Source organism: Streptomyces sp. NPDC057010 (assembly GCF_042673805.1).
Taxonomy (GTDB): Bacteria; Actinomycetota; Actinomycetes; order Streptomycetales; family Streptomycetaceae; genus Streptomyces.
The window spans coordinates 157,652-184,198 of sequence record NZ_JBHUSC010000008.1; the positions used below are offsets into that span (position 1 = coordinate 157,652).

Sequence of the window (26,547 nt, forward strand, 5' to 3'; positions counted from 1 at the left end):
CGTGGGAAGGGGGGCGGGGCGAGAGACCGAGGCCCTCCTGTGTCATTCGGCACCTGCGCACCCCCGGCCAGTGGGACTTCCGCCTCATTGACGAGGTCTTCCTTTCGGACGACCGTGGGCACCGCCCCCGGCAATGAGGCCGGGCCTCTGCGAAGGCGGCGACGATGACCCGTACGAGCCCGACCCGGATTGCCGTGGCCGCCCTGGTGGCCGCAGCCCTCTTACCGACCGCCGCCTGCGGCCTGGGCGGCGGATCCGGGGACGTACGGGAGGCCGGGAGGACGGGCAGGGTGGCGGGCGGGATCACCTTCCGCACCCTCCAGTTGAAGCCCGCCTTCACGGCCTACGTGCAGGGCGTGATCGACGCCTTCGAGAGCAAGTACCCCGAGGTCAAGGTCAGATGGGAGGACGTGCCGGGCGACGGCTACAACGAGAAGCTGGTCGCGGACGCCCAGGCCGGAGCCCTCCCCGATGTGGTCAACCTGTCCACCGACTCCTTCCAGCTCCTCGGCGACCGCGGCATGCTCGCCGACGTGGCCGCACTCGACGGCGACTCCGCCAAGGAGTACGTGCCCGGCGCCTGGGAGCAGTTCAAGCTCCCCGGCAAGGGCGACGGCGTGTACGCGTACCCCTGGTACGTGACCCCGGAGATCCTCACCTACAACAAGGAACTCTTCGAGAAGGCGGGCCTGGACCCGGCCAGGCCGCCGGCCAGCGTGGAGCAGTTCTTCGACTACGCCGAGCAGATCGCCGCCAGGTCCGGCGGCCGGTACTCCGCCTTCATGGCCGACCCCAAGGGCCGGCTGCCCGGCGACTGGCAGAAGATGGGCGTCCCGATCCTCAACCGGCAGCAGGACCGTTTCACCTTCGACACCGACGCGGCCGTCGCGTGGGTGGAACGGATGAAGGACCTGTACGCCAAGGGCGCCATGCCCAAGGAGTCCCTGCTCAAGTCGGACGACATCAACCAGCTCTACGGCGGCGGGAAGATCGTCTTCGGTCCCGGCTCCCCGGGCTTCGTCAGGGACATCAAGCAGAACGCCCCACAGGTCTACGCCAACACCCGGGTCGCCGGAGCCGTCACCGGGAAACTCGGCCACATAGGCATCTACGCCCAGTCGCTCGGCATCAAGAAGGACACCGAACACCTCGATGCGGCGGTCGAGTTCGCGAAGTGGGTCACCAACGGCCCCAACCAGGTGGAGTTCTCCAGGAAGGCCACCATCTACCCGTCCAACGCCCAGGGCCTCGCCGACCCGCGCTTCGCGGACAAGGGCGACGGCAAGGACGCGGAAACCCTCGCCCGCGCCATCGGCGCCGAGCAGCTGAAGACCGCCGCACTCGACGCCAACACCCCCGTCCAGTGGACCAACCAGGTCGGCGACGCCGTCGTACGGGAGGTACAGAAGGCGATCAAGGGCGAGCAGGACGCCCGTACGGCGGTGAAGAAGGCCCAGGAGGAGGCCAACAAGCTCCTCGCCAACGCGGTCACGAAGTGACGGCTGCCACCCGCCGCACCGGGAAGGACCGGCGGACGAGGGAGGCCGGGACGGGGCCGCACCTCCGCAGGTGGTGGACCCCGTACCTGTTCCTCGCCCCCGGCCTGGTCATGGTGGCGCTGTTCAGCCTCTGGCCGTTCGTCAACACCGTCATCCTCTCCTTCACCAGCGCCCAGGTCCTGCGCGGCGGCACCTTCACCGGCTTCGACAACTACGTCCGCGCCTTCGCCGACCCCGACTTCTGGGTCGCGACCGGCAACAGCGTCCTGTACCTCGTGGTCGTGGTCCCGTGCCTGGTCTTCCTGCCGCTCGCGCTCGCCGTCCTCGTCGAGGCCAGGATCCCCGGCATCGGCTTCTTCCGCTCGGCCTTCTACACCCCGGTGATCGCCTCCGCCGTGGTCGTCGGCCTGATCTGGCAGTGGGTGCTGCGCAGCGACGGCCTCGTCAACACCCTGTTCCAGAGGCTGCGCATCGTCTCCGAGCCGGTCCCGTTCCTGACCGACAGCACGATGCTGCTGGTCTCCGCGATGATCGTGACCGTGTGGAAGGGCCTCGGGTACTACATGGTCTTCTACCTCGCGGCGCTCGGGAACGTCCCCGCCTCCCTCCACGAGGCGGCCGCCATCGACGGCGCCGGACCGGTGCGCCGCTTCTTCAGCATCACCGTCCCCCAGGTGAAGCCGATGATGCTGCTGGTCGGCACCCTCTCCGCGATCTCCGCCCTGCGGGTCTTCACGGAGATCTACATCCTGGGAGGCGAGAGCGGCGGCCCCGGCGGCGGCGCCCGGACCCTGCCCTTCCTCATCCGGCAGGTCGGCCTCGGCTTCTCCGGCGAGACCGGCTACGCCTCCGCCATCTCCATCCTGCTGTTCCTCCTGACGCTCGTCTTCAGCCTGCTGGGCCGCCGCCTGTCCAAGGGGGACGAGGAGTGAGCCGCCGCCCCCGCACCGGCCGGGCCGTCCGGTACGCCACGCTGGTGCTGATGCTCGTCGTCATGCTGGGCCCGATCGTCTGGCAGTTCCTGACCTCGATCCGCGGCCGCACCGAGAACGTGTACGACGGCGTGCTGCCCTCGCAGCCGACCCTCGACAACTACGTCCGCGTCGCCGAATCGTTCCCGCTGCTCCAGTACGCGGGCAACACCCTGATCGTCGCCGCCCTCGCCGTCACCTCGAACCTGCTGTTCGCGGCCATGGGCGGGTACGCCCTCTCCCGGGCCGGCTGGAAGGGCCGCAAGACCGTCTTCACCGTGCTCGTGGCGAGCCTGATGTTCCCCTTCGAATCCGTGATGATCTCGATGTTCCTCACGGTCCGCGAGCTGGGACTGGTCGACACCCTCATCGGAGTCTGGCTCCCCGGCGCGGTGTCCGTCCTCAACATCATGATCATGCGGGCGGCGTTCCTCGCCGTCCCCAAGGAGGTGGAGGAGGCCGCGGTGCTCGACGGCGCCGGCGAATGGACCCGCTTCACCCGGGTCTTCGTCCCCGCCGCCAAGGGCGCGCTCGCCGTCGTCTGCATCACCAGCTTCATGGGGGCGTGGGACGACTTCCTCTGGCCCCTCCTGGTCCTGACCAACAGCGACCACTACACGCTCCAGCTCGGCCTGAAGACCCTGGCCGGCGCCACCACCGTCAACGACCAGCGCCTCATCGCCGCCGGCGCGATGGCCGCGCTCCTCCCGATGATGCTCCTCTTCTTCGCCCTCCAGCGTTTCTTCTTCAAGGGCGTGGGCGAGGGAGCCGTCAAGACCTGAGCCGAGCCCGCGACCCCGTCCTGCCGCGTCCACGACACCCCTCTCCTGGAGCAGCCCTCATGCACGACGACCGCAGCATCACCGAACACCGCCTCCGCCGGGTCCTCGCGGAGCGCATCAAGCCCGCCGTCCACACCCATCCGGTCCCGCTGACCATCGAGCGCTGGGAGGCCCCGGGCGAGCCCGTGCCCGTCGCCGAAGGCCTCGCGGCGCCGTACGGGCCCTGCGCGATCGGCGACGCGTGGGGCCCGGCCTGGGGCACCACCTGGTTCAAGGTCACCGGCACCGTCCCGGCCGCCTGGGCCGGCCGTACGGTCGAGGCCGTCCTCGACCTCGGCTTCGACCGCATGATGCCCGGCTTCCAGTGCGAGGGCCTGGTCCACCGCCCCGACGGCGGCGAGGTCAAGGCCCTCAACCCGTACAACGACTGGGTGCGCGTCGCCGACCGCGCCGAGGGCGGCGAACGGGTCGAGTGGTACGTCGAGGCCGCTTCCAACCCGGTCCTGGTCGACCACTCGGCCACGTACGAGGGCGACACGCTGACCAGCGGCGACCAGCCGCTCTACCGGCTCGCCCGGATGGACCTCACGGTCTTCGAGACCGAGGTGTGGGAGCTGGTCCAGGACCTGGAGGTCCTCTACGACCTGATGACGCAGCTCGGCACGGGAGACGCGCGCCGGTACGGGATCCTGCGCGCCCTCGGCGCCGCGCTGGACGCCGTCGACCCCGGCGACGTCCCCGGCACCGCGGCCGCGGCCCGCGCCGAGCTGGCCGGGGTGCTCGCCGCCCCCGCCCACGCCTCCGCGCACCGGATCAGCGCGGTCGGCCACGCGCACATCGACTCGGCGTGGCTGTGGCCGCTGCGCGAGACGGTGCGCAAGGTGTCCCGCACCACCTCCAACATGGTCAGCCTGATGGACGAACACCCCGAGTTCGTGTTCGCCATGTCGCAGGCGCAGCAGCTCGACTGGATCAAGACCCACCGGCCCGAGCTCTTCGAACGGATCAAGAAGAAGATCGCGGACGGGCAGTTCGTGCCGGTCGGCGGGATGTGGGTGGAGTCCGACACCAACATGGTCGGCGGTGAGGCCATGGCCCGCCAGTTCCTCTACGGCAAGAAGTTCTTCCTCGACGAGTTCGGCATCGAGACCCGGGGCGTCTGGCTCCCGGACTCCTTCGGCTACACCGCCGCCATGCCGCAGATCGTCCGGCTCTCCGGCTCCACGTGGTTCCTGACCCAGAAGATCTCCTGGTCCCAGGTCAACAAGTTCCCCCACCACACCTTCTGGTGGGAGGGCATCGACGGGACCCGCGTCTTCACGCACTTCCCGCCCGTCGACACCTACAACTCCGACCTCGGCGGCGCCCAGCTGGCTCACGCCGCCCGCAACTACCGGGAGAAAGGCCGCGGTTCGCGTTCCCTGGTGCCCTTCGGGTGGGGCGACGGCGGTGGCGGCCCCACGCGCGAGCACCTCGCCCGCGCCCGGCGCCAGCGGGACCTCGAAGGCTCCCCGCGGGTCGAGATCGAACGGCCCGACGCCTTCTTCGAGAAGGCGCACGCCGAGTACGAGGACGCGCCCGTCTGGGCCGGGGAGCTCTACCTGGAGCTGCACCGCGGCACCTACACCTCCCAGGCCAAGACCAAGCAGGGCAACCGGCGCAGCGAATCACTGCTGCGCGAGGCCGAGTTGTGGGCGGCGACCGCCGCCGTGCGCGTGCCGGGCTTCGGGTACCCGTACGAGGACCTGGAGCGCATCTGGAAGACGGTGCTGCTGCACCAGTTCCACGACATCCTCCCCGGCTCCTCCATCGCCTGGGTGCACCGCGAGGCGCGCGCGACGTACGCGGCCGTACGCGAGGAGCTCCAGGGGATCACCCTCGCCGCGCAGCAGGCGCTGGCGGGGCAGGGCGAGGAGGAGCTGGTCTTCAACTGCGCCCCGCACGCGCGCCGCGGCGTCCCGGCCGGCGGAGCGGGCCGGCCGGCCGCCGGGGACCCCCGGCAGCCCGTCACGGTGGAGGAGCGGCACGGCGGCGGGCACGTCCTGGCCAACGGCCGGCTGCTGGTGGAGATCGACGGCCGGGGCCTGATCGTCTCGGCGTACGACCTCGAAGCGGGCCGGGAGTCGCTCGCCCCGGGCGCCGCGGCCAACCTCCTCCAGATCCACCCCGACTTCCCGAACATGTGGGACGCGTGGGACGTCGACGAGTTCTACCGCCACAAGGTCACCGACCTCGTCGGCCTGGACACCATGGAGGTCACCGAGAGCGGCGAGTCCTCGGCCACGGTGACGGTGACCCGCTCCTTCGGCTCCTCCTCGGTGGTCCAGTCGGTCACGCTGCGGGCCGGGGCCAAGACGGTGGACATCGTCGCGGACGTGGACTGGCACGAGACGGAGAAGTTCCTCAAGGCCGCCTTCCCGCTGGACGTGAAGGCCGACCGCACCGCGTCCGAAACGCAGTTCGGTCACGTCTACCGGGCCACCCACACCAACACCTCCTGGGAGGCCGCCAAGTTCGAGATCTGTGCCCATCGCTGGATCCACGCGGAGGAGCCCGGCTGGGGCGTCGCGGTGCTCAACGACTCCACCTACGGACACGACGTCACCCGCGACGTGCGGCCCGACGGCGGCCAGACCACCACGGTCCGCCTCTCCCTGCTGCGGGCCCCGCGCTATCCGGACCCGGAGACCGACCAGGGCCGCCACACCCTGCGGTTCTCGCTCGCGCCGGGCGCGACCCTCGGCGACGCGGTCCGCGAGGGCCACGCCCTGAACCTGCCGGAGCGGGCGCTGCGCGGCGCGGGCCCGGTGGCCCCGCTGCTCTCCGTCGACGACGACGCGGTGGTCGTCGAGGCCGTCAAACTCGCCGAGGACCGCAGCGGCGACGTGATCGTCCGCCTCTACGAATCCCGCGGCGGCCGCGCCCGGACCACCCTCGCGCCGGACTTCCCGGTCGCGGGGGCGACGGAGAGCGACCTGCTGGAGCGCCCCCTGCCGGCCTCGGCGGTGGGAGCCCCCACGGCGAAGGGCGCGATCCCCCTGACCCTGCGCCCGTTCCAGATCCTCACCGTCCGACTCCACCGCGCCTGACAGCCCTGCCGATACGGGGGTGCCCCCGACCGAGCCGGTCGGGGGCACCTGGCTCCGTACGGCTCAGGACGGATTCAACTTGATGGCAAAGCCGTTGAAGATGGACCAGACGTCGACCCAGCCGAGACCCGTGCTGCATTCCTGGGAGGCGTTGCACCCCCAGCCGTAGCTGACGATGCCGTTCAGCTGACGCGAGTTCTGGTCGTTGATGTAGATCACCGGGCCGCCGCTGTCGCCGCCGCGGCCCACGATGCCGCCGTAGTGGGGCACGCCGTAACTCCCCCAGACATCGGTGCCGTTGACGTTCCACTTGGCGTTGCCCGCGTACACCGTGCGGATGTTGCAGACCACCTTGGAGTTGTACCCCAGCTGGCAGGTGAAGTCGTTCACCGCGACGTTGCGCACGCCGTTGAGGTAGCGGGTGTAGCCGTTCGCGTCCACGCCGTCCCACGTATAGCGGTTCGTGGGGGCTTCGATGAAGAGCGAGTCGATCTCGGGCTTCTTGAACTTGACCTGGCCGATGTAGTTGCCGCCGGCCGTCCAGACGTTGTCGTTGACGTTGTAGCAGTGGCCGGCCGTGACCAGCCACTGGCGGCCGTCCCAGGTGCTGACGGCCGGGATCCCGCTGGTGCAGTTCGACTGGCTGCCGTAGGCGGGCCCGAGGGCGGCTCCCGCGTAGAACGGCGAGGTGTCGTTCCAGCGGTTCAGCGGCCGGGACGGCGGTGCCTGCCTGACGCGGACGGGCGTGGCCGATGAGGCCGTGCGCTGCTGCGCGACGGCCGGTGAGGCCAGGTAGGCCTCGGCGGCCCGCGGATCGTCCACGGAGAGTTCGATGACGCTGCCGTCGGCGGAGCTGCCGGCGAGCGAGACGGTGAAGGGCAGGTCGGAGCGTCCGGTGATCCCGGAGATCTCCTTCATGAGGTCCTGGCGGGATTTCTTCGCCTGCACCACGTGGATCAGCCGGTCGTTCACCTTCGGGTCGGTCTGCCGCACCGCGGCGAGGAAGGCCCGGCTTTCGCGCGGATCCGTCAGGTAGACGTTGACGGAGCGGTAGTCGGGGGCCATCTCCACCTGGGTGTAGATGTCGGCCCGCGGGCCCAGGCCCACCTGGGCCACGGCGTCGGCGGCGGCCCTCAGCGGCTCGAGCACCTCGGCCTGCCGTTCCGGGCTCATCGCGGCGACCGCGTCCGCGGAGAGCGGGGCCGCAGGCTGCGCCTGCGCCGAGAAGCCGGCGAGCGGCAGGATGGCCAGTGCCCCGGCAACGGCAAGGGCGCGCCGTAGCGCCTTGTTCATGAGTCCCCCCTCATGGACCTCACCGGCGTGAGGTCCCAGCGCCCTGTGACGCTAGAGAGGGAGGCAGGGGCCGACAAGGTCGGAATGCGGCCATCTGCGCGCCTCGGGGCCGGGGGGCGTGAACTCCGCCACAGCGTGGGGCGGGCCTGGCCCCGGAGGCCATGGAATTCCCGGGCCCGCTGCCCTCACCCGGTTGTGCACTTAGTTGCATAACCGGGCTGCGCTCGCTAGAACAGGTCCATCACCCCCGCGCGAGGAGGCGCCCCCATGACTGCCCAGAGCCGGTACCCGCACCTGCTGAGCCCCCTGGACCTCGGTTTCACCACGCTGCCGAACCGCGTGATCATGGGCTCGATGCACACCGGCCTCGAAGAGCACGAGGGCGGCTTCGAGCGCCTCGCCGCCTTCTACGCCGAGCGCGCCCGCGGCGGCGCCGGGCTCATCGTCACCGGCGGCATCGCCCCCAACGACGCCGGACGCCCCTTCGAGGGCGGCTCCCGCCTCACCACCGAGGAGGAGGCCGCCGAGCACCGGGTGATCACCGACGCGGTGCACGCCGAGGGCGGGAAGATCGCGATGCAGATCCTCCACTTCGGCCGCTACGCCTACCACAAGGACCTGGTCGCCCCCAGCGCCCTCCAGGCCCCCATCAGCCCCTTCGTCCCGAACGAGCTCACCGACATCGAGGTCGAGCGCACCGTCGAGGACTTCGTGCGGGCCGCCCGCCTCGCCAAGTCGGCCGGCTACGACGGCGTCGAGATCATGGGCTCCGAGGGCTACCTGATCAACGAGTTCATCGCCGCCGCCACCAACAAGCGCACCGACCGGTGGGGCGGCGCGTACGAGAACCGCGTCCGCTTCCCCCTGGAGATCGTCCGCCGCACCCGCGCGGCCGTCGGCGAGGACTTCATCCTCGTCTACCGCCTCTCCATGCTCGACCTGATCCCCGGCGGCTCCACCCTCGACGAGGTCGTCCACCTCGCCAAGGAGATCGAGGCGGCCGGCGCGACCATCATCAACACCGGCATCGGCTGGCACGAGGCCCGCATCCCCACCATCGCCACCTCCGTCCCGCGCGGCGCCTACACCTGGGTCACCAAGCGGCTGATGGGCGCCGTGAGCATCCCCCTCGTCACCAGCAACCGCATCAACACCCCGGAGATCGCCGAGGAACTGCTCGCCGACGGCCGCGCCGACCTGGTCTCGCTGGCCCGCCCCTTCCTCGCCGACGCCGACTTCGTCGCCAAGGCCGCCGCCGGCCGCTCCGAGACCATCAACACCTGCATCGGCTGCAACCAGGCCTGCCTCGACCACACCTTCAGCGGCAGGATCACCAGCTGCCTGGTCAACCCGCGCGCCTGCCACGAGACCGAACTCGTCCTGGCCCCCACCCGGTTGAAGAAGCGCGTCGCCGTCGTCGGCGCCGGCCCGGCCGGCCTGGCCTGCGCCGTCTCCGCCGCCGGCCGCGGCCACGCCGTCACCCTCTTCGAGGCCTCCGGCCACATCGGCGGCCAGCTCGACATCGCCCGCCGCATCCCGGGCAAGGAGGAGTTCGAGGAGACCATCCGCTACTTCGGGAACCAGCTCGTGGAGAGCGGGGTGGAGGTCCGCCTCGACACCCGCGCCGACGTGGAGACCCTGCGCGGCTACGACGAGGTCGTCGTCGCCACCGGAGTCACGCCCCGCACCCCCGACATCGAGGGCGTGGACCACCCCAACGTCGTCAGCTACCTCGACGTGCTGCGCGACGGCGCCCCCGTCGGCGAGCGCGTCGCCGTCGTCGGCGCCGGCGGCATCGGCTTCGACGTCGCCGAGTACCTCACCGACAGCGGCGAGGGCGCCTCCCAGGACCCGGCCGCCTACTTCCGCCACTGGGGCGTGGACACCGAGTACACCGGCCCCGGCGGGCTCGCCCGGCCCGAGCGCCCCGCGCCGCCGCGCCAGGTCCACCTGCTCCAGCGCAAGGCCACCAAGGTCGGCGCGGGCCTCGGCACCACCACCGGCTGGATCCACCGCGCCGAGCTCAAGCACCGCGGGGTCGTCTCCGTCGCGGGCGCCTCGTACGACCGCATCGACGACGAGGGCCTGCACATCACCGTCGGCGACGAGCAGCGCCTCGTACCGGCCGACACGGTGGTCCTGTGCACCGGCCAGGAGCCGCGCCGCGACCTGTACGAGGCGCTGCGCGCGGCGGGCATCGAGGCCCACCTGATCGGCGGCGCCGACGTCGCCGCCGAGCTCGACGCCAAGCGGGCCATCCGCCAGGGAACCGAGCTGGCGGCCGGCCTCTGACACCCGTGAGCCGAAGGGGATTGTGGCGGCCCTGCCGGGCCGCCACAATCGCCCGGTGACGTTCTCATCCGCAGAAGCAGACAAGATCCTCGCCGACAACTTCGCCCCCTGGGTGCTCGACCTCGGCCTGTCCGTCCAGGAGACCGGCGACCGGCACGCCGTCCTGCGCCTGCCCTGGTCGGACACCCTGGCCCGGGACGGCGGCGGCCTCTCCGGCCAGGCCCTGATGGCGGCCGCCGACACCGCCACCGTCATCGCGATCTCCGCCGCGCGCGGCGCCTACGGCCCGATGACCACCGTCCAGCAGTCGACGAGCTTCCAGCGGCCGGTGGTCGGCGCGGACGTGCTGATCCACGTACGGATCACCAAGCTCGGCAAGCGGATGGCCTTCGCCGACATCACGATGACCCCCGAGGGCGCCGACGAGCCGTCCGCGACGGCCTCCACCGTGTACGCCCTGCTCGGCTGAGCTCAGCCCGGCGCCGACCGCGCCGGCCGGCGCGCGGCCGGCAGCCGCACCACCAGCCGGGCCCCGCGCGGGGAGTCCTCGGCGGTGAGGGTGCCACCGTGGTGGGCGGTCAGGTCCCTGGCGATGGCCAGGCCCAGGCCGGCCCCGCCGTGGTCGCGGCTGCGGGCGTCGTCGAGCCGGGTGAAGCGCTCGAAGACCCGCTCCCGGTCGCCGGCCGGGATGCCGGGGCCGTCGTCGGCCACCTCCAGCACGGCGGTCCGCGCGTCCGGGGTGCCGCTCGCGCGCAGGACGACCTCCACCCGCCCGGCGGCGAACCGCTGGGCGTTGTCGAGGAGGTTGGTGACCACCCGCGCCAGCCACAGTTCGCTGCCCTCCACCTCGATGCCCCCTTCCAGCTCGGTGCGTACGGGAACGCGGTCCCCGAGGCGTGCCTCCACGGTGTCGCGGACCACCGCGCCCAGGTCGAGCCGGACCGCCGCCACCGGCTGGGCGGCGTCGATGCGGGCGAGCAGCAGGAGGTCGGAGGAGAGCTGCTGGAGCCGCTCGATGTCCTGGAGCGCGCCGCCGATCAGCTCCGGCCACAGTTCCGGGTCCCGGACGGCCAGGGCCACCTCCAGCTGGGTGCGCAGCACCGTGATGGGGCTGCGCAGTTCGTGGGAGGCGTCGGCGATGAACCGGCGCTGGCGGTTCCCGGCGGACTCCAGCCGGTCCAGGGTGGTGTTCATCGTCTGCGCCAGACGGGCGACCTCGTCCCGCGTGGGCGGTACCGGAACCCGCCGGTGGAGGTCCCGTTCGGTGATCTCGGCCACCTCGGCGCGGATCGCCTCGACCGGGCCGAGCGCCCGGCCGGTGACCCGCCAGGTGACGAGTGCCACGGTGGCGAGGAGAAGCGGGCCGCCGACGGCGAGGGCCGCGGCCGTGGTGTCGTCGGCCGCGTCCACATCGCGCAGCGAGGTCCCCACGAAGACGGTGACCATGCCCTGCGGGGTCTCCGTGGTGACCTGGACGACCCGCTGGCGGTGCTCGCCGCCGAGCGGGCGCAGCCGCCAGGTGTGGAAGACCGTACCGGGGCGCAGGGGTTTCACGGGGGCGAGCGAGAGCTCTCCGGCCAGGTTCGGGGAGGAGCGCAGCACCCGGCCGCGGGCGTTGACCACCTGGACGAACTCCACGCCGTGCAGGGGCGCCCGCACGGTGTCGAGGTCTCCGGAGGCCGCGAGCCGGGCGAGCGTGTCGGCCTGCCGCAGGGCGTCGCGCTCGGCGTTGCGCAGGAGGTTGGCCTCCAGCAGCCCGAGGAGCGCGAAGGAGGCCAGCGCCAGGGCCGCCGCGACCACCACGACGGCGCCCACGGTGGCCCGGGCGCGGACGGTCACGGGCCACACGCGGCGCAGCGGCGACCGGCGCAGGAGGCGGCGCAGGCGTCGGAACCGGTTCACGGGATCAGCCACCGTCGACCGCCAGCCGGTACCCGGCGCCGCGCACGGTCTCCAGGGCCGCGCGGCCGAACGGCGCGTCGATCTTGCGGCGCACGGCGCTGATGTGGACCTCGACCACGTTGGGATCGCCGGCGAAGGCGATGTCCCACACCTGCTCCAGGATCTCCCGTTTGGGCACGACCTCCCCGGGCCGCCGGGCCAGGTACTCCAGGACCGCGAACTCGCGGGCCGTCAGCCGTATGTCGGTCTCGCCCCGGGAGCACGCGTGCCGGGCGGGGTCCAGCACCAGGTCTCCGAACCGCATGGTCTGCGGGCCGCGGCGGCCCGTACGCCGGGCCAGCGCGCGCAGCCGGGCGACCAGGACGAGGTAGGAGAAGGGCTTGGAGAGGAAGTCGTCGGCGCCGGTGTCCAGCGCCTCGGCCTCGTCGTACTCGCCGTCCTTCGCCGTGAGCATCAGGATCCCCGAGTCGTTGCCGGCGGCGCGCAGCCGTGCGCAGACCCGGTAGCCGTTCAGGCCGGGCAGCATGATGTCGAGCACGATCAGGTCGTAGTCGTGCTCGGTGGCCATCCACAGCCCCTGCTGCCCGTCGTGGGCCACGTCCACCGAGAACCCCTCCGATTGGAGCCCCCGCTGCAGGGCCACGGCCAGCCGCCGTTCGTCCTCCACCACCAGTACGCGCATGGCGACCAGGGTCTCAGGCCCGGCCCGCGCCCGGCTGAAGGGGTCTTCAGGTGGCTTCAGGTGGGCTTCAGCATCCGCTCGGCATGCTCTGCAACGAGCCGGGTGACGTGCCTGGTTGCGTCTGAGGAGTCCCGGTATGTCTGATTCTTTCCCGCCGTCCGAGCAGCCCGAGAACGCTCCGGAGGCCGGCCCGCGCACGCGCGTGAACGTGGGGCGCCTGGTACCCCGGAGCAAGGGCGCCCGCTGGGCGGCGGCGGGCGCGGCCGTGGTGATCGTCGGCGGCGGGGCGGTGGCGGTCGCGGTGGCCGTGGACGGGCGCCACGACGCGAGAGTGCCCGGGGCCGCTCACGCCGCCCGGGCCGAGGGCGGGAAGCGGGGTCCCGGGGGCGCCGGCGCGCACGGTGCCCGGAAGTTCGGCGACCACGAGGCCGTGAAGGACCTGAAGGCCTGGAAGGAGGCGCGGGGCGCGGCCCCGAAGCCGCGCGGCGGCGCGGGCGCCCCCGGCGGCCCGGCGAAGCCGGCGCCCGCGCCCCTGCCGTCGCTGGCCATCGGCCAGGCGGCCGAGAAGGCGGCCGCGGCGGTGGAAGGCGGCAAGGTCGAGAGCATCCGGGCGGTCGCCCAGGAGGGCGGCGGCAGCGCCTGGCGGGCCGTGGTGATCGGGCCGGACGGAGTCCGCCACGCGGTCACGCTCTCCGGCTCGGACGGCACCATTACCGGCAACACCCTTGCCGGCGCCCGCCGTTAGCACCCGCAGCCGCCTCTGAAACGCGGGTGACAGGACGGGATCCCGTCGCCTAACGTCCCGGTGTCGACGCCCCGTCCGCACCGGGAGAGGAAGCCGGACCATCGCATCGAAACCCGCGCCCGGCGCGGAACGGAGCCCGCTGCGGCGGAACAGGGACTTCAACGTCTTCTGGCTCGGCCAGACGCTGTCCGTCCTCGGCGGCTCCGTCTCGCTGCTCGCGCTCCCGCTGCTGGTCCTGGAGGCCACCGGGTCCGTCGTGCAGATGGGCGTCCTCACCGTGGTCTCCGGGGCCACCGGCATCGGCACCGGGATGTTCGCGGGCTACGCGGTGGACCGGGTGGACCGCCGCCGGCTCATGATCGTCTGCGATCTCGCCCGGGCGGTGCTGCTGGGCGCGGTGCCGCTGCTCTGGTGGGCCGGCGGTCCCCGGATCTGGCTGCTGTACGTGCTCACCGCGCTGACCGCCGTCCTGAAGACGCTGTTCGACGTGGCCTACGTGACGGCCGTGCCCAATCTGGTGCGCACCGAGGACCTCACCGCCGCCAATGCGCGGCTGATGGGCACCTTCGCCTTCGGGACCCTGCTGGGCCCGGTGGCCGCCGGGCTCCTCGCGGCCGCGGTGGGCCCGGACCGGGCACTGGCCGTGGACGGGGCGACCTTCCTGGTCTCGGCCGTCAGCCTGGTGTGGGTGCGGTTCTCCCGGCCCGCCGGTGGCCCTGCCGACCGGGCCGGGCCGGTGCCGGGCTCCGCCCGGAGGGGGGTGTTGCGGGAGGTGTTCGTCGTCGGCTTCCGCTTCCTGTGGGGCCATCCGCTGCTGCGGCCGCTGACGGTCCTGCTCACCCTGCTGACCTTCGTCACCATGGGCGCGACCGACCTGCTGATCTACCGGATCCGCCACGACCTCGGCCGGGACTCCGCCACCCTCGGCTACGTCATCGCCGTGAGCGGGATCGGCGCCGTCGCCGCGGCCGCCACCGCCGGCGCGCTCCGGCGGATCCTCGGCTTCGGGACGTGCTGGCTGGCCGCGGTCGCGATGATCGGCGCCGGGATCGCGGTGACCGGCGTCAGCCGCAGCGTGCCGCTGATCGCCGTGCTGGCCGCCGTGTTCATGTTCGGCATCACCCTGGGCGGGGTCAGCTCCATGACCCTGCGGCAGGAGGTGACCCCCGACCACCTCCTGGGCCGGGTCACCTCCGCCTTCTGGACGGTGCACAACGCCTCGGGCCCGGTGGGCGCGGCCGTGCTCACGCTCCTCGCCGCACGCCACGGGGTCCCGGCCGTCAGCCTGGCCTGCGGGGCGTTCTGCCTGCTGATCCTCGGCGCCGGACTGCTCACGCCCCTGCGCGGCAGCCGGGCCGACACCTCCCGCGTCCGCGGCGGCCGCCGGCACCTGCGCCGCCGCGTCAAGGCAGCGGCGAAGAGGCAGTAGAGCGTCTGTACCTACTGGTATGTACACTGCCTGCATGAGCACGTCCGAACGCCTCATCGAGAGCACGCGCGCACTGCTGTGGGAGCGCGGCTACGTCGCCACGAGCCCCAAGGCCATCCAGCAGCGGGCCGGGGTCGGTCAGGGCAGCATGTACCACCACTTCGCCGGCAAGCCGGAGTTGGCCCTCGCCGCGATCGAACGTACGGCCGCGGAGCTGCGCGCCGCGGCCGAGGCGCAGTTCGCCGCGCCCGGTACGGCGCCCGAGCGGATCAGTGCCTACCTGCGGCGCGAACGCGAGGTCCTCAAGGGCTGCCCCGTCGGCCGGCTCACCCAGGACCCCGACGTCATGGCCGATCCGGCCCTGCGCCGCCCGGTCGAGGAAACGTTCACCTGGCTCCGCGGCCGCCTCGCCGGAGTACTGGCCGAGGGGCACGAGCGCGGCGAACTGGCCGCAGGGCTCGACCCGGACGCCACCGCCGCCGCCATCGTCGCGGTGCTCCAGGGCGGCTACGTGCTGGCCCGGGCCGCCGGTTCCCCGGAGGTCTTCGACCAGGCCGTCGCCGGCCTTCTCGGGCTGCTCGCCGCCCACACCACGTCCCGACCGTGACCCACCGGAAGGCGAATCCACCCCCGTGTACGCCAGTCAGTACGAGATCACCCTCCCCGCCGGCCACGACATGCGGATCATCCGCCGGCGCGTCGCCGACAACGGCCACCTCCTCGACGACCGCGCCGGGCTGGGGCTGAAGGCGTACCTGATCCGTGAACGCGGCGTCGACGGCTCGCCCGTGAACCAGTACGCGCCCTTCTACCTCTGGAACGACATCGGCGCCATGGGCCGGTTCCTGGTCGGCGGCGCCGGATTCCAGGGCATCATCCGCGACTTCGGCCGGCCGCCCGTCCGGCACTGGACCGGGCTGGCCGCGCTGGCCGGGCCCGCCCGCACCGCCGCCCCGGCGGCCGCGACGCGCCGCCTGACCGTGCTGCCGGGCGGCCCCGGCCCGGATCCCGACGGCCTGGGGCTGGCCGGGCTGATCGAGCGCGAGACCCAGGAACTGGCGACGCTCGCACGGCGGGCGGGTGTCCACACCGCCGTGCTCGCCGTCGACCCGCGCGACTGGCAACTGCTGAGGTTCGTCGTGTGGGCGGACGCCGTCCCGAAGGACGAGGACGCCACCGAGCGGTACCAGGTGCTCCACCTGTCCGCGCCCGGCCTGGCGGACCTGCCGAACGGCCTCCCCGCCGTAGCCCCGTAGAGGCCGGGTGGCGGCAGGCCCGCCAGGTGTTCGGAACGCAGCGGTCAGAAGCGGTTCGGGCCCGCCGGGAACGGCAGCGGGCGCGGCGTCGACGGAGACGGCGTCAGCGACTCGCGCCGCTCCGTGCCGCCCGCCTGGTTCTGGCAGGTCACGTCCTCGGCGGGCAGCCGGCCCGTCGTCAGGTAGGTGTTCACCACCGCGTTGGCGCAGGAGTTCGGGTCGGCGAGGTACACGCCGTGGCCCTCACCGCCCGCCGCCAGCACCATCCGCGAGCCCTTGAGCGCCCGGTGCAGGCCCTGACCGCTGGTCAGCGGGGTCTGCGAGTCCCACTCGTTCTGCACGGTCAGCACGTTCGCCCGGGTCCTCATCGGCGTGGCCGCCTCGACCGGCCGCTGCCAGAAGGCGCACGGCTTGATGTTGGACGCGAAGTCCCCGTACAGGGGGTACTTGACCTTGTCCTTCGCCGCGTCCCGCTCGTACTGCTCGGTGTAGCGCGGCCAGGTGCCCGTGTCCCCGCACACCACCGCCCAGAACACGGCCGTCCCGTTGTCCGAGGCCGGCTCGGCGGCCGGGGCGCCCCCGAGCAGCCGCTTCGCCTCCGCCACCGCCGGGCCGGCCGGCAGCGGCTTGCCCTCGGCCGCCGCCTTGAGGGCCGCCACCAGGGGAGTGGCCTGCGCCGGGTAGAAGAACACCGCCCGCGCGGCACGGATGTTGTCGCCCGTCACCTTCTGGCCGTCGAAGTCGATCGGGTCCCGGTCGGCCCGCGCCACCAGTCCCCAGAACGTGTCGGACACCGCCTTCGGGGTGTCGCCCAGCCCGTACTCGCCCGACCGCTCCGCTGCCCACTGCGTCCACCGCGCGTAGGCCGGCTCGGCCTCCGTGGCCCAGACCTGGAGCATGCCGCGCCAGATCCGCTGCGGGTCGACGCCGCTGTCGAGCACGAAGCGGTCGGTCCGCTCCGGGAACATCTGCGAGTACACCGCGCCCAGGTAGGTGCCGTACGAGTAGCCCAGGTAGGAGAGCTTGCGCTCGCCCAGCACCGTACGGACGGTGTCCATGTCGCGGGCCGTGTTGCGGGTGGTGATGTGCGGGAGCACCGCGCCGGCCTTCTTGCGGCACTTGTCGGCGACGGTACGGGCCCACGCCACGTCGGAGGGGAAGCTCTCCGGCCGGTAGGGCCGGTCGATGCCCTGCTCGGCGTCGGTCAGCCCGCAGGTGATCGGGCTGCTGGCGCCGACCCCGCGCGGGTCGAAGCCGATGAGGTCGTACTGGTCGCGTACGTCCTTCGGCATCGCCTCGTTCGCCATCAGCGGCAGGTCGAGCCCGGAGCCGCCCGGGCCGCCGGGGTTGAGCAGCATGGCGCCGTGGCGTTTGGCGGGGTTCTCGCTCTTCATCCGGGATATGGCGAGGTCGATCTTCTGCCCCTCCGGACGCCGGTAGTCCAGCGGGACCTTCAGCGTGGCGCACTCGTACGAGGCCGGCTGCTCGGGGCTGCAGCGGTGCCAGGCGGGCTTCTGCCGCAGGTAATCGGCCGCCGGAGCGGCGGAGGCCTGGGTCGCGCTCAGCAGGGGCAGGGTGGTGGCGATGAGTCCGGCGGCGGCGAGCAGCGGTGCGGGGCGTTTCAGGCGCACGAGGCGTTCCTTTCGGTGAAATCGCTGACCCGCTCACCTTGTTGCACGCGGAGCCGGGGCGAATCATCCCGAAGGTCGGGCCTTGTGCGTCTCGCGAATGAGGAGGTATCCGGACAACTGGCCGACACGCCGAAGGTCATCCACCGGCCGGATGGGCGGCCCCGTGGCCGGAGTGTCCCGAGGGGGATTCGAGGGAACCGCCGAGGCGGGCGTGCAGGGCGGTGAGGGCCTCGGGGGGCTGGGCGGTGACGACCCAGCGGTCGCCGACCAGGTAACTGCCGCCGTACGTACGGGCCTCGGCGAGCCAGGAGCGCTGACCCTCCGCGCCCGCGAAGGTGAGCATGCGGAAGGCGCCCTGCGCGGTCGAGCAACCGCCCTGGCGCAACTCGTCGGCCTGGACGCTCACTTCCGCGGTGCAGCCGACGGCGGCCGCGATCTCCTCGATCGAGGCGGAGGCCGAGGGCGGCGGGGCGGCGGCCGGATGCCCGGCGCAACCGGCGACGGGCAGCGCGGTGGCGCACACGGCGACGATGGTCAGGATCCGGCGGACGGAGCGGACGGGGGACCGGGGCATGGTGTCCTCACTGGCTGATCGGGATGTGGCCGTGGTGCCCGGTGGGGAGAGCCGGGCACCACGGGTCTGGATGGGCCCCCGAAGGGCCCGTCGGCGCTAGCCGGCCGCCTTCGCCTTCTTGCCCTTGTCGGTGACGGCGAACCAGAGGCCCTGTTTGTTCTGCCCGTTGATGTCGCCGGGCTCCTTGTCGCCGGTGAAGGTGTAGACCGGCCAGCAGTCGATCGTCAATTGCTCGGAGCCGTCGGGGCGCTTCACCGAGCCGACCAGTTCGGCGGCGATTCCCGACACCTTCGCCCGGTCCACGGGCTGCGCCGGCTTCCACGTGTCCAGGCAGGCGTCGAGGCAGCCGAATTTCATCGGCCAGGCGCTGTCCTTGTCGAACCGGTAGAGCGTACGTCCTTCGGCGTCCGCGAGAATTCCGCCGAGCTGCGCATTCTGCCGGACGGACAGTTCGATTCCCTTTTCCGCCTTTTCCGCCTTCCCCGGTTCCTGGTCCGCCTTCTTGGCCGCGGCGGCCGGCTTCCCGTCGGCGCCCACCACATGCCACGTGCCGCCGACGCCCTCGCCCAGCGCGTCACCCGCCTTCGTGTCCTTCGCGTAGCGGTAGACGGGCCACCCCGCGATGGTCAGCTGCCGGGTGCCGTCCGCCCGCGCGACCGAACCGAGCAGGCCCGCGTCGATCCCCTCGCCCGCCGTGGCATCGTCCGCCGCCACGACGGGCCAGGCCTGGGCGCAGTCCCCCTCGCAGTTGGACTTCGGGGGCTTCGCCGTGTCCTTGTCGAACCGGTAGAGGGTCAGGCCCGCCCCGTCGGTGACCGCCCCGCCCACGCCCGGGAGTTCCGCCACCTTCAGCTGCCCGGCTAGGCCGTTCTTCCCGGCTTCGCCCACCGTGGCCGTGCCCGGATCGCTTCCGTAGCCCGTATCGGAACCCGATCCGTACCCCGACCCGTATCCCGAGCCCAGTTTCTTGCTGTCGCTCACCGGCTGCACCGCATTGCTCTTTCCCGGGGATTCGCCGCCGAGACCGCATCCGGCCGTCAGGAGCAGTGCCGCGACCGCGGACCCGGCGCACATTCCACGATGCATTCTCTTCATGATGTCTCCTTCGGATTCGGTCCCGTGATGTCGTTCCCGTGCTCATTCATACGGGCCCCAGGAGAGCGGAAGTTCATATCACTCGGAATTTGTCAGATCGCGCCAAGATTGAACTCGGCGGCGGTCCGCGGACGTGCACGGGCCCGGCTCATTCCTGAATCCGCAGGGCGAGGGCCGGGCAGCGCCGGATCGCGCGCAGCGCCTTCGGCCGCAGCCGCCCCGGCACCGGCATGGAGGCCTGTGCCGGATATCCGTCCGCGTCGAGCCGTACGACATCGGGGAGGATGTCCACGCACAGCCCGTGCCCCTTGCACAGCGTCCAGTCGACGACCAGCCGCTCCGGACTCTCGTCCTCGGGCAGCGGCAGCGCCCCCAGGACGCGCCGGCCGCACCCGCTGCCGAGGGCGTGGTCGTGGAACTCGTCGGGGAAGGCGGACAGCGCCGACGCCACGAAGTGGGAGGTGCCGTCCGGATGGCTGCACGCACCCCGCCCCCGGACCGCGCCCATGCGTGCCTCCACCGCCTCCAGGGCCGCCCGTCCGCCGCCCCTGACGGCTTCGTCCAGTACGTCGGCCAGCCCGGGCAACCCCCGTACGCAGGGCCCGCACTGGCCCGCCGACTCCTTCGCCATCCACCGGGTCACCCGCGCCACTTCGCCCGCCGGGCAGGTGTCCTCGGGCAGCGGCAGCACCGCCCCCGCCCCCAGCACCGCGCCGAGGGACGCCAGGGACTGCCGGGACACCTGCGCGTAGCGAGCCGACCCCGCGTCCAGCCACCGGCCGTGGTAGCCGCCGACCAGCACCCCCTGGCCGGGATCGGTCCCGCACAGCTCCAGGACGTACGCCAGCGAGGCCCCGGTCGGCGTCTCGACCACCGTGGACCCGGCGACGGTCAGCAGCACGGTGCCGGGCTCGGCCGGCAGACCGGTCGCCCGGTACTCCGGAGCTCCGAGCCGTGCGGCGACGGCGAGTTGGGCGTAGGTCTCGGTGTTCGACAGCAGCGTCGGCACACCGCCCAGGCCCCGCTCGCTGGTCCGCACCTTCTGCCCGGACGGCAGCGCCGCCCCGCCGTTCAGCCCGCCGACGAGGGCGGTGCCCTCCCCGGTCACGAACCGCTCGGGCAGCCGCGTCACGCGCACCCGGCGGCCGGCCGGCCCCCGCTCGGCGACGGCGTCCCGCACCGACTGCTCCACGTCCGCCCGGGTCACGGCCACCACCACCTCCTCCGCGGAGAGCGCGGCCGCCGCCAGCAGGGCCCCGTCGAGCACCAGGTGCGGGACGTGCAGCAGCAGCGCGGTGTCCTTGAGGCAACTGGGCTCGCCCTCACTGCCGTTGACGACGACTGCGGTGGGGGCGTCCCGCCCCCGGGCGGAGCGGATGACGGCGCGGAGCTTGCGCGCGAAGGGGAAGCCGGCCCCGCCGCGGCCCCGCAGGTCGATGTCGTCCGCGAGGCCGACGAGTTCGTCGGGACGGTACCGGGGCAGCGTGCCGTGGACGGCCAGGTGGGCGGAGCGGTCGAGGCGCGGGGCCCGGTCGAGCCCGGCCAGCAGTCTGGGGGCGCCCACGCAGCCGAGGCCGGGGCGCGGTTCGCCCGTCACATCCACCGCTCTCGGGTCGTGGGCTGCCCGTCGGAGCCGCCCGGTGCGTACGCAGCGGCGTAGGGCGGGTGTTCCGGCCGGGGCGGCGGCACCGACCCCACGGCCACGGCCCTGCGCGGGCCGGTCCCCGCACCCGGTCGCGGGCGGGGGCGCGGCCGGGGCCGTGTCGGCGGGGCGGGGGCGGGGCGCGAACGGGCGCCGCGCATCCGGGACCTGAGGCGCAGTGCGAGGACGGCGGCCACGCCGATCAGGCACAGTGCGTAGGCGGTCATCACCCAGGGGCCGCCCGCGCGGCCGGACTTGAGCCCGTGTACCAGCGACGCCCCCCATGCCGGGTAGGCGCCGATGTGCAGGGCCCGCCACCACAGCGAGCGGCTCTTGGTGGCGAACACGCTGCGCACCGCGCCGGACACCGCCACGGACACGAAGAGGTACCCGGCCAGCGTCCCCAGTCCGATGAGGACGGGCTGCCCGTCGTCGGTGAACGGCAGGAGGGCGGCGGCCGCGGTCGTCCGCTGCTCGGCGACCTTGACCCAGATGTGCAGGGCCAGGAAGCCGAGGCCCGCCACGGCCAGGCCCCGGTGCACGCCCTGGGCGAGCAGTCGGTGGCCCGGGCCGAGCAGCACCCGGTCGGTGGCCACCAGCCCCCACAGGACGGTTGCGGTGAGCGAGACGAGCGAGAGCACGCCCGCCCCGAAGTCGAGGAAGTCCCAGAGGTGGGACAGGGCGCCCGCGCGGGCCGCGACGATCACGGAGGCGAGGGCCGCGGCGGCGACCGGAGCCGCGGGCGCGGGAAGACTGCGGCGGCGGGCCCGGTGCGAGCGCGGTATGTGCAGCTGGGGCAGGGGCATCCAGATCTCCTGTGCGCCTGGGTGCCGAGCACTCCAGCGGGCACTCGGCACCCGGGGGTCATTGACGGTCGTGCCCGGCAGCGCTGTGAAATTCCTGCGCCGGCCGAGGTGCTTGGGGCCGGAGTGCAGCAGCATCGTGGAGCCTCACGGCTCCTCCACAGGATTTATCGAAACGTGATAATTTCTCGCACCGCGTCCACAGCGCATCGAACAACCCCGGAAGATTCCCCTCCAGTGGAGGTTGCGACAGGCCACGGCGCTGCCCGCGGCCTACGCGTCCCCGACGGCAAAAACCAGGCAAAACCGCGGGACCGCAGGGGGCCGGTCCCCTCCAGGAGGTAGTACGAGGTTCGCAACTCTCTTGTCCAACAGGGCAGTTGGTGGAGATGCGATCTCGGCAGGCCTGTCGCACCCGCACCGGGCAGGCCTCACCCCGGCACGAACGAGGAAAACGATGTGCGAACTTCTGAACCGCATCTGGTCCCGCCCACGCGGAGAGTGGACCCGTGTCCTGCGAAGGGAACTCCCCGCGCTGGCCGCCGAGATAGTGGAGGAGCTTCTGCATGGAATTCCGGAATTTTCCGCGCTTATCGATGACAACGATGCCATCGATGACGAACTGCTCAGACAGCGGGTGGAGGAGGCCCTCCTCACCGCTCTCGGCTACCGCGACGCCCCGCCCGAACGGGACGTGTGCGACGGCCCCTCGGGCACGGAGCAGGAGCAACACCGGCCGCAGCGGCTGCAGGCGCTGCCGGCCCCGCGCGGCCCGCAAGGGCGCTTCCGGCCGCAGGCGGTGAAGCCACTGCCACCGCTCACCGAACCGGAGAGCGAGAGCGAGAGCGAGGCCGGCATCGAGAGCATGACCCCGGCCGTGGCCGAAGCCGTGCCCGTGCCCGAAGCCGCGGAGCACGGGAGCCGGGCCCGCCAGGAGCTCTTCAAGGCCCTCACCGACGACCGGGCCCCCTCGGAAAGCTCCCTGGCCGAGCTGGCCGAGGCGGCCGGCTGGCCCCTTCCGGCAGCCGTACGGGCCATCGCGCCGGGCACGCCGGGCGAGACGCAGCAGCTGGCGACCGTACTGGACGACGCCCTCGCCGGCGTGTTCGCCGGCCGGCCGTGCCTGCTGGTCCCGAGCCCGGATCCCGACGGCCGGGCGCCGCTCGAACTCCCGCTGCGCGGCCGGTTCGCAGCGGTCGGCCACGCGGTCCCGCTGAGGGACACCGCGTCCTCCCTGCGCTGGGCGCTGCGCCTGCTCGCGCTGACCCCCGCGCGCGCCGGCGGACCGGACGCCCGGTCCGTCTTCGTCGACGACCACCTCTCGACGCTGCTGCTGCTCCAGGACGAACCGCTGGCCCACGCGCTCGCCGCCCGGTGGCTGCGGCCGCTGGCGGACCTGACCCCGCGCCAGAGCGAGCGGCTGGAGGTGACCCTGCTGGCCTGGCTGGAGGGCGGCGGCGCACCCGAGGCGGCCAAGGCGCTGAGCGTGCACCCGCAGACGGTCCGCTACCGGATGCGGCAGCTGGAGAAGCTCTTCGGTCCCGGGCTGAGGGATCCCCGCACCCGGTTCGAGCTGGAGATGGCCCTGCGCAGCCGCCGGCTGATGGCCCAGGTACGGCGGCAGCACTCGCGGGTGAGCCGCAGGACGGCCCGCGTGGTCACCGCGGACTTCACCCCCCTGGTCGTCGGGCGGATGGCACGCGTCAACGGCCTGTGAGCCACCGCCGCACGGCAGCCGGCCCGGCACCCCGTCAGCACGGGGAGCCGGGCCGGTGCCGCTCACGGGGCGGGGCTCAGGCGGCGGCAGCGCGGCCGGGTTCCGCAACCGTCCCGCGCAGCGTGGAGTTGAGGTCGGTCAGCTCCGCGTACGCCCGTGCGCAGGCCGGGCACGCCGCCAGGTGCACGGCCAGCCCGCGGGGCGGACGCGTACGGGCGGCGCGCCGCACCGCCGACCCGAGCATGCCGCTGTAGTGGCAGCACCGGGGGTCCGCCGCGGTGTCCAGATGGGCCCGGAGGTACGCCTCGCGCAGCCCCTCGCGCGCCCGGAACGCCAGCGAGGTCACGGCGCTGGGGCTGATCCCCAGGAGCGCGGCGACCTCGTGCGGCGGGGCCTCCTCGACGAGGGTGTGCCACAGGACCGCCTGCCAGCGCGCCGGCAGCGAGCGGAAGGAGCGGACGACGAGCCTGCGGTCCTCGCCCGCGAGCAGCCGGTACTGCGGGTCGCTGCCGGCGGCCGCCTGCTGGCACCAGGTGTCGAAGTCCGCTGTCAGGAGGGTCCTGACCTCCCCGTCCCGCCACTGCATGGCGGTGTGGCGCACGACGGCCAGCAGGTACGCCCGCCAGGGCCCCCGCGGCCCGGCGCCGGCGCGGACGGCCTGCAGGGTCCGCAGGAAGGCCTCCGATACGAGGTCCTCCGCGTCCTGCGGGGTACGGCAGCAGGTGCGCGCGTAGGCGAGGGCCGCCCGCCGGTGCCGCCGGTAGAGCAGGTCGCACACGGCCGGGTCCGTGGCGCCCGCGCCGAATCCCCTCCTGAGCCGCCGGGTGAGTTCCCCGTCGGAGTCTGCGGATGTACGAGAGCCGGACACGGTCCACCTCGCAGGGTCGTTCGGGCACAGGTGTGCGGTGTTGGCCCGGAGTCGGCTCCGGGCCAACACCTGTCCCGGGCGGGCGCGGTGGGTGGGGGAGGAGAGCGCCGCGCCCGGGAGCATGAGGGAGGACACGGGCGTCAGCGGCAGGTGCGCCCGCCGTTGATGCAGTCGACGGCGGTGGACATCAGGCCGTTCGACATGACGTTGATGAAGTCGTCGTGGTCGGTGACCGGCTTGTGCAGCTGCTCCGGGAAGCTGTCCACGGCGAACCGCGCGCCCGGTGCGATGCCGTAGGTGATCCGCTGCACCAGCTGCGGAATGGCCTTGAAGCCCTTGGGGCAGCGGCCGCCCCGGTCCGGGAAGGCCACGTGCGTACGGTGGTTGGCGCTGTCGGTGTTCCGGCCGTCCCAGCAGCTCTGGAAGGTGAAGGTGCGCACCACGTCGCTGCCCTTGGGGCAGATCGGGTACTTGTCCTTCAGCTGGCGGTCCTCGAATCCGGTGCAGCTCCAGGAGGCGTTGGCGTTCGCCGTTCCGTTGGTGAAGGCCTTGGCGTCGCCGGTGATGATGCGCAGGAAGCGGGGCATCGCGCTGACCTTGCCGACGGGGCTTCCCTTGAAGGTGATCGTGACCTGCTTGGGCCGCAGGACCGTGCCGACGTTGGCGTCGAGCCCGCCGCCGGGCGCCTTGGCGTCCTGGGCCGCCTTGCCGTCGCGCAGCCGGACCACGGGCCAGTAGTAGCTGGACTGGTCGCCGTTGCCGCAGGTGGTGCCGGCCGCGGCGAGGCTGTCGTTGGTGGAGAAGGCGTCGGTGGACTTGTTGCCCACGTAGTCGTGCATGTGGTGGGCGCCGTTGGAGACGCCGGGTGCGACGATCACGTTGTCGGGGTTGGAGTGGCCGTTCTCGTTGCGGCCGCACCGCGAGCTGAAGGACCCCGTGGAGGCCCCGCCCGCCGGTGCGGGCGTGCGCACGTTGGGCCGGATCTTCGTGATGGAGACGAAGTCGCTGCGCGCCGGACCGGCCTTGCCGCCGATGGACCGGGCGGCGGCCGGATCGGCCGCCGCGTCGTCCTCCTGCGCGGACGCCTGCTTCATCTGGCATCCGGCGAGGGACTTGAGCTCCTCGGGCCGGCCGGCGGTGCGGGCTATCGCGTCGGACATGCGGGTGATGGTCTTGTCGCGCTGCGCCTGGAGTTCGCCGAGGAGGGCGTCGCCGCGTGCCTCGCCGGCGGCGAGCCGCCGGTAGGCATCGGCCACCTGTACGTCGAGCTCGGCGAGGCTCTCGTCGACCTCGGACCGGGCCTGGTCCGGTACGGCCGTGAGCCGGTCGCCCACGTCCGGGCAGTCGATGGTGGCCGTCACCCGGCCCGTACGGTCCTGCTCCTGGCCCGCGTTGGCGTTGCCGGCGACGACGGCGACCCCGCCGCCGCCCAGCAGCAGAGCGGCGATCACGGCCAGGAGCCGCTTCGACAACCGGGGGCGCTTATGGCCCTTTTCACTCATGCGATCACTTCACTTCACTTCGTCGATCGGACGGGGGGAGTGGACGGGACGGGGGAGGGGGCGGCGGTCGCGTCGGAGAGCGCGTCGAAGTCGACCAGCCCGCTGTCCTCCAGAACCGTGATGTGGTCCAGGACCGTGGTGTTGGCGGAGGTGGCGAGGGCGCGGACCATGGAGTTGCGCGTCTGCGCCCGTATCTGGGCGAGCAGGGCGAACACCTTTCCGTGCGCCCGGCGCAGCAGCTGGACGAACAATCGCTCGTACTCGTCCCCCTTGGCGCGGGTCAACTGGCTGAGCCAGTCCTGCTGTTGCTCCGAAGGCTGGTTGGGCAGATCGATGCCGAGGGCCTGGCCGACCTGGATGACCTGCCGGTCCAGTTCGGTGTGGCCCTCGACGAGGTGCTCCCCTGCCGTACGCACCGCGGCGCGCGTGCCGCGCTGCTGGGCCTGGCGGCCGGCGGGCAGCTCCCACAGGCCGGCGAGCCGCACCTTGCGGACGAAGTCCCGGTCCGCGGGGGTCAGCGGCCCGTAGGCCGTGCTCAGGGTCCCGGCGCCGTCGTCCTCGGCCGCCGGCCGTCCGGTCGCGGCGGCGGTCCGGCCGCCGAACTTGTCCACCGGGATCAGCAGGGCGATCAGCGTGACGGCCAGCGCGGTGATGACGAAGCCGCTTCCGATCGTGTATCTCGCGGCCACCGACAGGCTGTTGATGGACCTCCGCCGGAATGACAGCACAGTGCCTCCTTGCTCCGTGGGCCGGGCGGGGTGGCGGGGCAGGGGGG

The 26,547-nt window shown here is 72.8% G+C and carries 22 protein-coding genes; 11 read left to right on the top strand and 11 right to left on the bottom strand.

Translation table 11 applies throughout. The features are described from left to right. Positions 1-164 precede the first annotated feature (164 nt). The 4 genes from ACFTXQ_RS11695 (at position 165) to ACFTXQ_RS11710 (ending at position 6,341) form a co-directional block, all read left to right on the top strand. Positions 165-1,499 (top strand): ABC transporter substrate-binding protein, encoded by a 1,335-nt coding sequence (locus ACFTXQ_RS11695; RefSeq protein WP_382638756.1) that lies wholly within the window; start codon positions 165-167, stop codon positions 1,497-1,499. 110 nt (positions 1,500-1,609) lie between these two features. Beyond that, complete coding sequence (locus ACFTXQ_RS11700; protein ID WP_382638894.1) at positions 1,610-2,431, top strand: carbohydrate ABC transporter permease; 822 nt, start codon at positions 1,610-1,612, stop codon at positions 2,429-2,431. Positions 2,432-2,481: 50 nt separating this feature from the next. Next, positions 2,482-3,252, top strand: coding sequence for a carbohydrate ABC transporter permease (locus ACFTXQ_RS11705; RefSeq protein ID WP_382638896.1), 771 nt, complete (start codon positions 2,482-2,484; stop codon positions 3,250-3,252). 59 nt (positions 3,253-3,311) lie between these two features. After that, positions 3,312-6,341 carry an alpha-mannosidase gene (locus ACFTXQ_RS11710; protein ID WP_382638758.1) on the top strand — a complete coding sequence of 1,010 codons (3,030 nt, stop codon included), beginning with the start codon at positions 3,312-3,314 and terminating at the stop codon, positions 6,339-6,341. 63 nt (positions 6,342-6,404) lie between these two features. On the opposite strand, the gene ACFTXQ_RS11715 is transcribed toward ACFTXQ_RS11710, so the two are convergent. Continuing rightward, the gene (locus tag ACFTXQ_RS11715) at positions 6,405-7,634 is read right to left on the bottom strand and encodes a hypothetical protein (protein WP_382638761.1); all 1,230 of its coding nucleotides are present in this window, start codon (positions 7,632-7,634) and stop codon (positions 6,405-6,407) included. A gap of 267 nt (positions 7,635-7,901) precedes the next feature. Between ACFTXQ_RS11715 and ACFTXQ_RS11720 the strand changes: the two genes are divergently transcribed. Continuing rightward, the gene (locus ACFTXQ_RS11720) at positions 7,902-9,926 is read left to right on the top strand and encodes an FAD-dependent oxidoreductase (RefSeq protein WP_382638764.1); all 2,025 of its coding nucleotides are present in this window, start codon (positions 7,902-7,904) and stop codon (positions 9,924-9,926) included. 55 nt (positions 9,927-9,981) lie between these two features. Beyond that, entirely contained in the window at positions 9,982-10,395 is a 414-nt protein-coding gene (locus ACFTXQ_RS11725; protein ID WP_382638766.1) for a PaaI family thioesterase, read from the top strand. Positions 10,396-10,397: 2 nt separating this feature from the next. On the opposite strand, the gene ACFTXQ_RS11730 is transcribed toward ACFTXQ_RS11725, so the two are convergent. Both ACFTXQ_RS11730 and ACFTXQ_RS11735 read right to left on the bottom strand, forming a co-directional pair. After that, entirely contained in the window at positions 10,398-11,783 is a 1,386-nt protein-coding gene (locus ACFTXQ_RS11730; RefSeq protein ID WP_382638898.1) for an ATP-binding protein, read from the bottom strand. 49 nt (positions 11,784-11,832) lie between these two features. Beyond that, positions 11,833-12,510, bottom strand: a complete 678-nt coding sequence (locus tag ACFTXQ_RS11735; protein ID WP_382638769.1) for a response regulator transcription factor — start codon at positions 12,508-12,510, stop codon at positions 11,833-11,835. Between the two features lie 136 nt (positions 12,511-12,646). On the opposite strand from ACFTXQ_RS11735, the gene ACFTXQ_RS11740 reads away from it, so the two are divergent. From ACFTXQ_RS11740 to ACFTXQ_RS11755, 4 genes are all read left to right on the top strand, one after another. Further along, positions 12,647-13,255, top strand: coding sequence for a hypothetical protein (locus ACFTXQ_RS11740; RefSeq protein WP_382638771.1), 609 nt, complete (start codon positions 12,647-12,649; stop codon positions 13,253-13,255). A 139-nt stretch (positions 13,256-13,394) separates the two neighbouring features. Continuing rightward, positions 13,395-14,684: an MFS transporter gene (locus tag ACFTXQ_RS11745; RefSeq protein WP_382638901.1), complete on the top strand. Its 1,290-nt coding sequence runs from the start codon at positions 13,395-13,397 to the stop codon at positions 14,682-14,684. Positions 14,685-14,718: 34 nt separating this feature from the next. Beyond that, the gene (locus ACFTXQ_RS11750; protein WP_382638774.1) at positions 14,719-15,291 is read left to right on the top strand and encodes a TetR/AcrR family transcriptional regulator; all 573 of its coding nucleotides are present in this window, start codon (positions 14,719-14,721) and stop codon (positions 15,289-15,291) included. Positions 15,292-15,316: 25 nt separating this feature from the next. Further along, on the top strand, positions 15,317-15,940 hold the full coding sequence (locus ACFTXQ_RS11755) for a DUF4865 family protein (protein WP_382638777.1): 624 nt from the start codon (positions 15,317-15,319) through the stop codon (positions 15,938-15,940). A gap of 44 nt (positions 15,941-15,984) precedes the next feature. Here the strand turns inward: ACFTXQ_RS11755 and ACFTXQ_RS11760 are convergent, their stop codons facing one another. The 5 genes from ACFTXQ_RS11760 to ACFTXQ_RS11780 form a co-directional block, all read right to left on the bottom strand. Next, on the bottom strand, positions 15,985-17,571 hold the full coding sequence (locus ACFTXQ_RS11760; RefSeq protein ID WP_382638780.1) for an alpha/beta hydrolase: 1,587 nt from the start codon (positions 17,569-17,571) through the stop codon (positions 15,985-15,987). Positions 17,572-17,707: 136 nt separating this feature from the next. After that, positions 17,708-18,145: a hypothetical protein gene (locus ACFTXQ_RS11765; protein ID WP_382638783.1), complete on the bottom strand. Its 438-nt coding sequence runs from the start codon at positions 18,143-18,145 to the stop codon at positions 17,708-17,710. A gap of 96 nt (positions 18,146-18,241) precedes the next feature. Beyond that, a complete protein-coding gene (locus tag ACFTXQ_RS11770) occupies positions 18,242-19,240 on the bottom strand; it encodes an SCO0930 family lipoprotein (RefSeq protein WP_382638786.1) in 999 nt (332 codons plus the stop codon). A gap of 148 nt (positions 19,241-19,388) precedes the next feature. Next, positions 19,389-20,837 (bottom strand): NADH-ubiquinone oxidoreductase-F iron-sulfur binding region domain-containing protein, encoded by a 1,449-nt coding sequence (locus ACFTXQ_RS11775; protein WP_382638789.1) that lies wholly within the window; start codon positions 20,835-20,837, stop codon positions 19,389-19,391. Beyond that, complete coding sequence (locus ACFTXQ_RS11780; RefSeq protein WP_382638792.1) at positions 20,834-21,688, bottom strand: hypothetical protein; 855 nt, start codon at positions 21,686-21,688, stop codon at positions 20,834-20,836. The genes ACFTXQ_RS11775 and ACFTXQ_RS11780 overlap by 4 nt, the downstream gene beginning before the upstream one ends. A 454-nt stretch (positions 21,689-22,142) precedes the next feature. Between ACFTXQ_RS11780 and ACFTXQ_RS11785 the strand changes: the two genes are divergently transcribed. Then, on the top strand, positions 22,143-23,402 hold the full coding sequence (locus tag ACFTXQ_RS11785; protein WP_382638795.1) for a PucR family transcriptional regulator: 1,260 nt from the start codon (positions 22,143-22,145) through the stop codon (positions 23,400-23,402). Between the two features lie 76 nt (positions 23,403-23,478). On the opposite strand, the gene ACFTXQ_RS11790 is transcribed toward ACFTXQ_RS11785, so the two are convergent. From ACFTXQ_RS11790 to ACFTXQ_RS11800, 3 genes are all read right to left on the bottom strand, one after another. Further along, entirely contained in the window at positions 23,479-24,270 is a 792-nt protein-coding gene (locus tag ACFTXQ_RS11790; protein ID WP_382638798.1) for an RNA polymerase sigma factor, read from the bottom strand. 140 nt (positions 24,271-24,410) lie between these two features. Beyond that, on the bottom strand, positions 24,411-25,772 hold the full coding sequence (locus ACFTXQ_RS11795; RefSeq protein ID WP_382638801.1) for a DUF1996 domain-containing protein: 1,362 nt from the start codon (positions 25,770-25,772) through the stop codon (positions 24,411-24,413). 14 nt (positions 25,773-25,786) lie between these two features. Then, complete coding sequence (locus ACFTXQ_RS11800) at positions 25,787-26,500, bottom strand: DUF4142 domain-containing protein (protein WP_382638804.1); 714 nt, start codon at positions 26,498-26,500, stop codon at positions 25,787-25,789. Positions 26,501-26,547: the final 47 nt, after the last annotated feature.

Excerpts from the sequence above, each read along its gene's own strand:
- ACFTXQ_RS11770 (WP_382638786.1), bottom strand. The coding sequence starts at position 19,240 with ATGAAGAGAATGCATCGTGGAATGTGCGCCGGGTCCGCGGTCGCGGCA.
- ACFTXQ_RS11715 (WP_382638761.1), bottom strand. The coding sequence starts at position 7,634 with ATGAACAAGGCGCTACGGCGCGCCCTTGCCGTTGCCGGGGCACTGGCC.
- ACFTXQ_RS11735 (WP_382638769.1), bottom strand. The coding sequence starts at position 12,510 with ATGCGCGTACTGGTGGTGGAGGACGAACGGCGGCTGGCCGTGGCCCTG.
- ACFTXQ_RS11795 (WP_382638801.1), bottom strand. The coding sequence starts at position 25,772 with ATGAGTGAAAAGGGCCATAAGCGCCCCCGGTTGTCGAAGCGGCTCCTG.
- ACFTXQ_RS11780 (WP_382638792.1), bottom strand. The coding sequence starts at position 21,688 with ATGCCCCTGCCCCAGCTGCACATACCGCGCTCGCACCGGGCCCGCCGC.
- ACFTXQ_RS11705 (WP_382638896.1), top strand. The coding sequence starts at position 2,482 with ATGCTCGTCGTCATGCTGGGCCCGATCGTCTGGCAGTTCCTGACCTCG.
- ACFTXQ_RS11765 (WP_382638783.1), bottom strand. The coding sequence starts at position 18,145 with ATGCCCCGGTCCCCCGTCCGCTCCGTCCGCCGGATCCTGACCATCGTC.
- ACFTXQ_RS11750 (WP_382638774.1), top strand. The coding sequence starts at position 14,719 with ATGAGCACGTCCGAACGCCTCATCGAGAGCACGCGCGCACTGCTGTGG.
- ACFTXQ_RS11700 (WP_382638894.1), top strand. The coding sequence starts at position 1,610 with ATGGTGGCGCTGTTCAGCCTCTGGCCGTTCGTCAACACCGTCATCCTC.
- ACFTXQ_RS11695 (WP_382638756.1), top strand. The coding sequence starts at position 165 with ATGACCCGTACGAGCCCGACCCGGATTGCCGTGGCCGCCCTGGTGGCC.
- ACFTXQ_RS11740 (WP_382638771.1), top strand. The coding sequence starts at position 12,647 with ATGTCTGATTCTTTCCCGCCGTCCGAGCAGCCCGAGAACGCTCCGGAG.
- ACFTXQ_RS11710 (WP_382638758.1), top strand. The coding sequence starts at position 3,312 with ATGCACGACGACCGCAGCATCACCGAACACCGCCTCCGCCGGGTCCTC.
- ACFTXQ_RS11720 (WP_382638764.1), top strand. The coding sequence starts at position 7,902 with ATGACTGCCCAGAGCCGGTACCCGCACCTGCTGAGCCCCCTGGACCTC.
- ACFTXQ_RS11785 (WP_382638795.1), top strand. The coding sequence starts at position 22,143 with ATGTGCGAACTTCTGAACCGCATCTGGTCCCGCCCACGCGGAGAGTGG.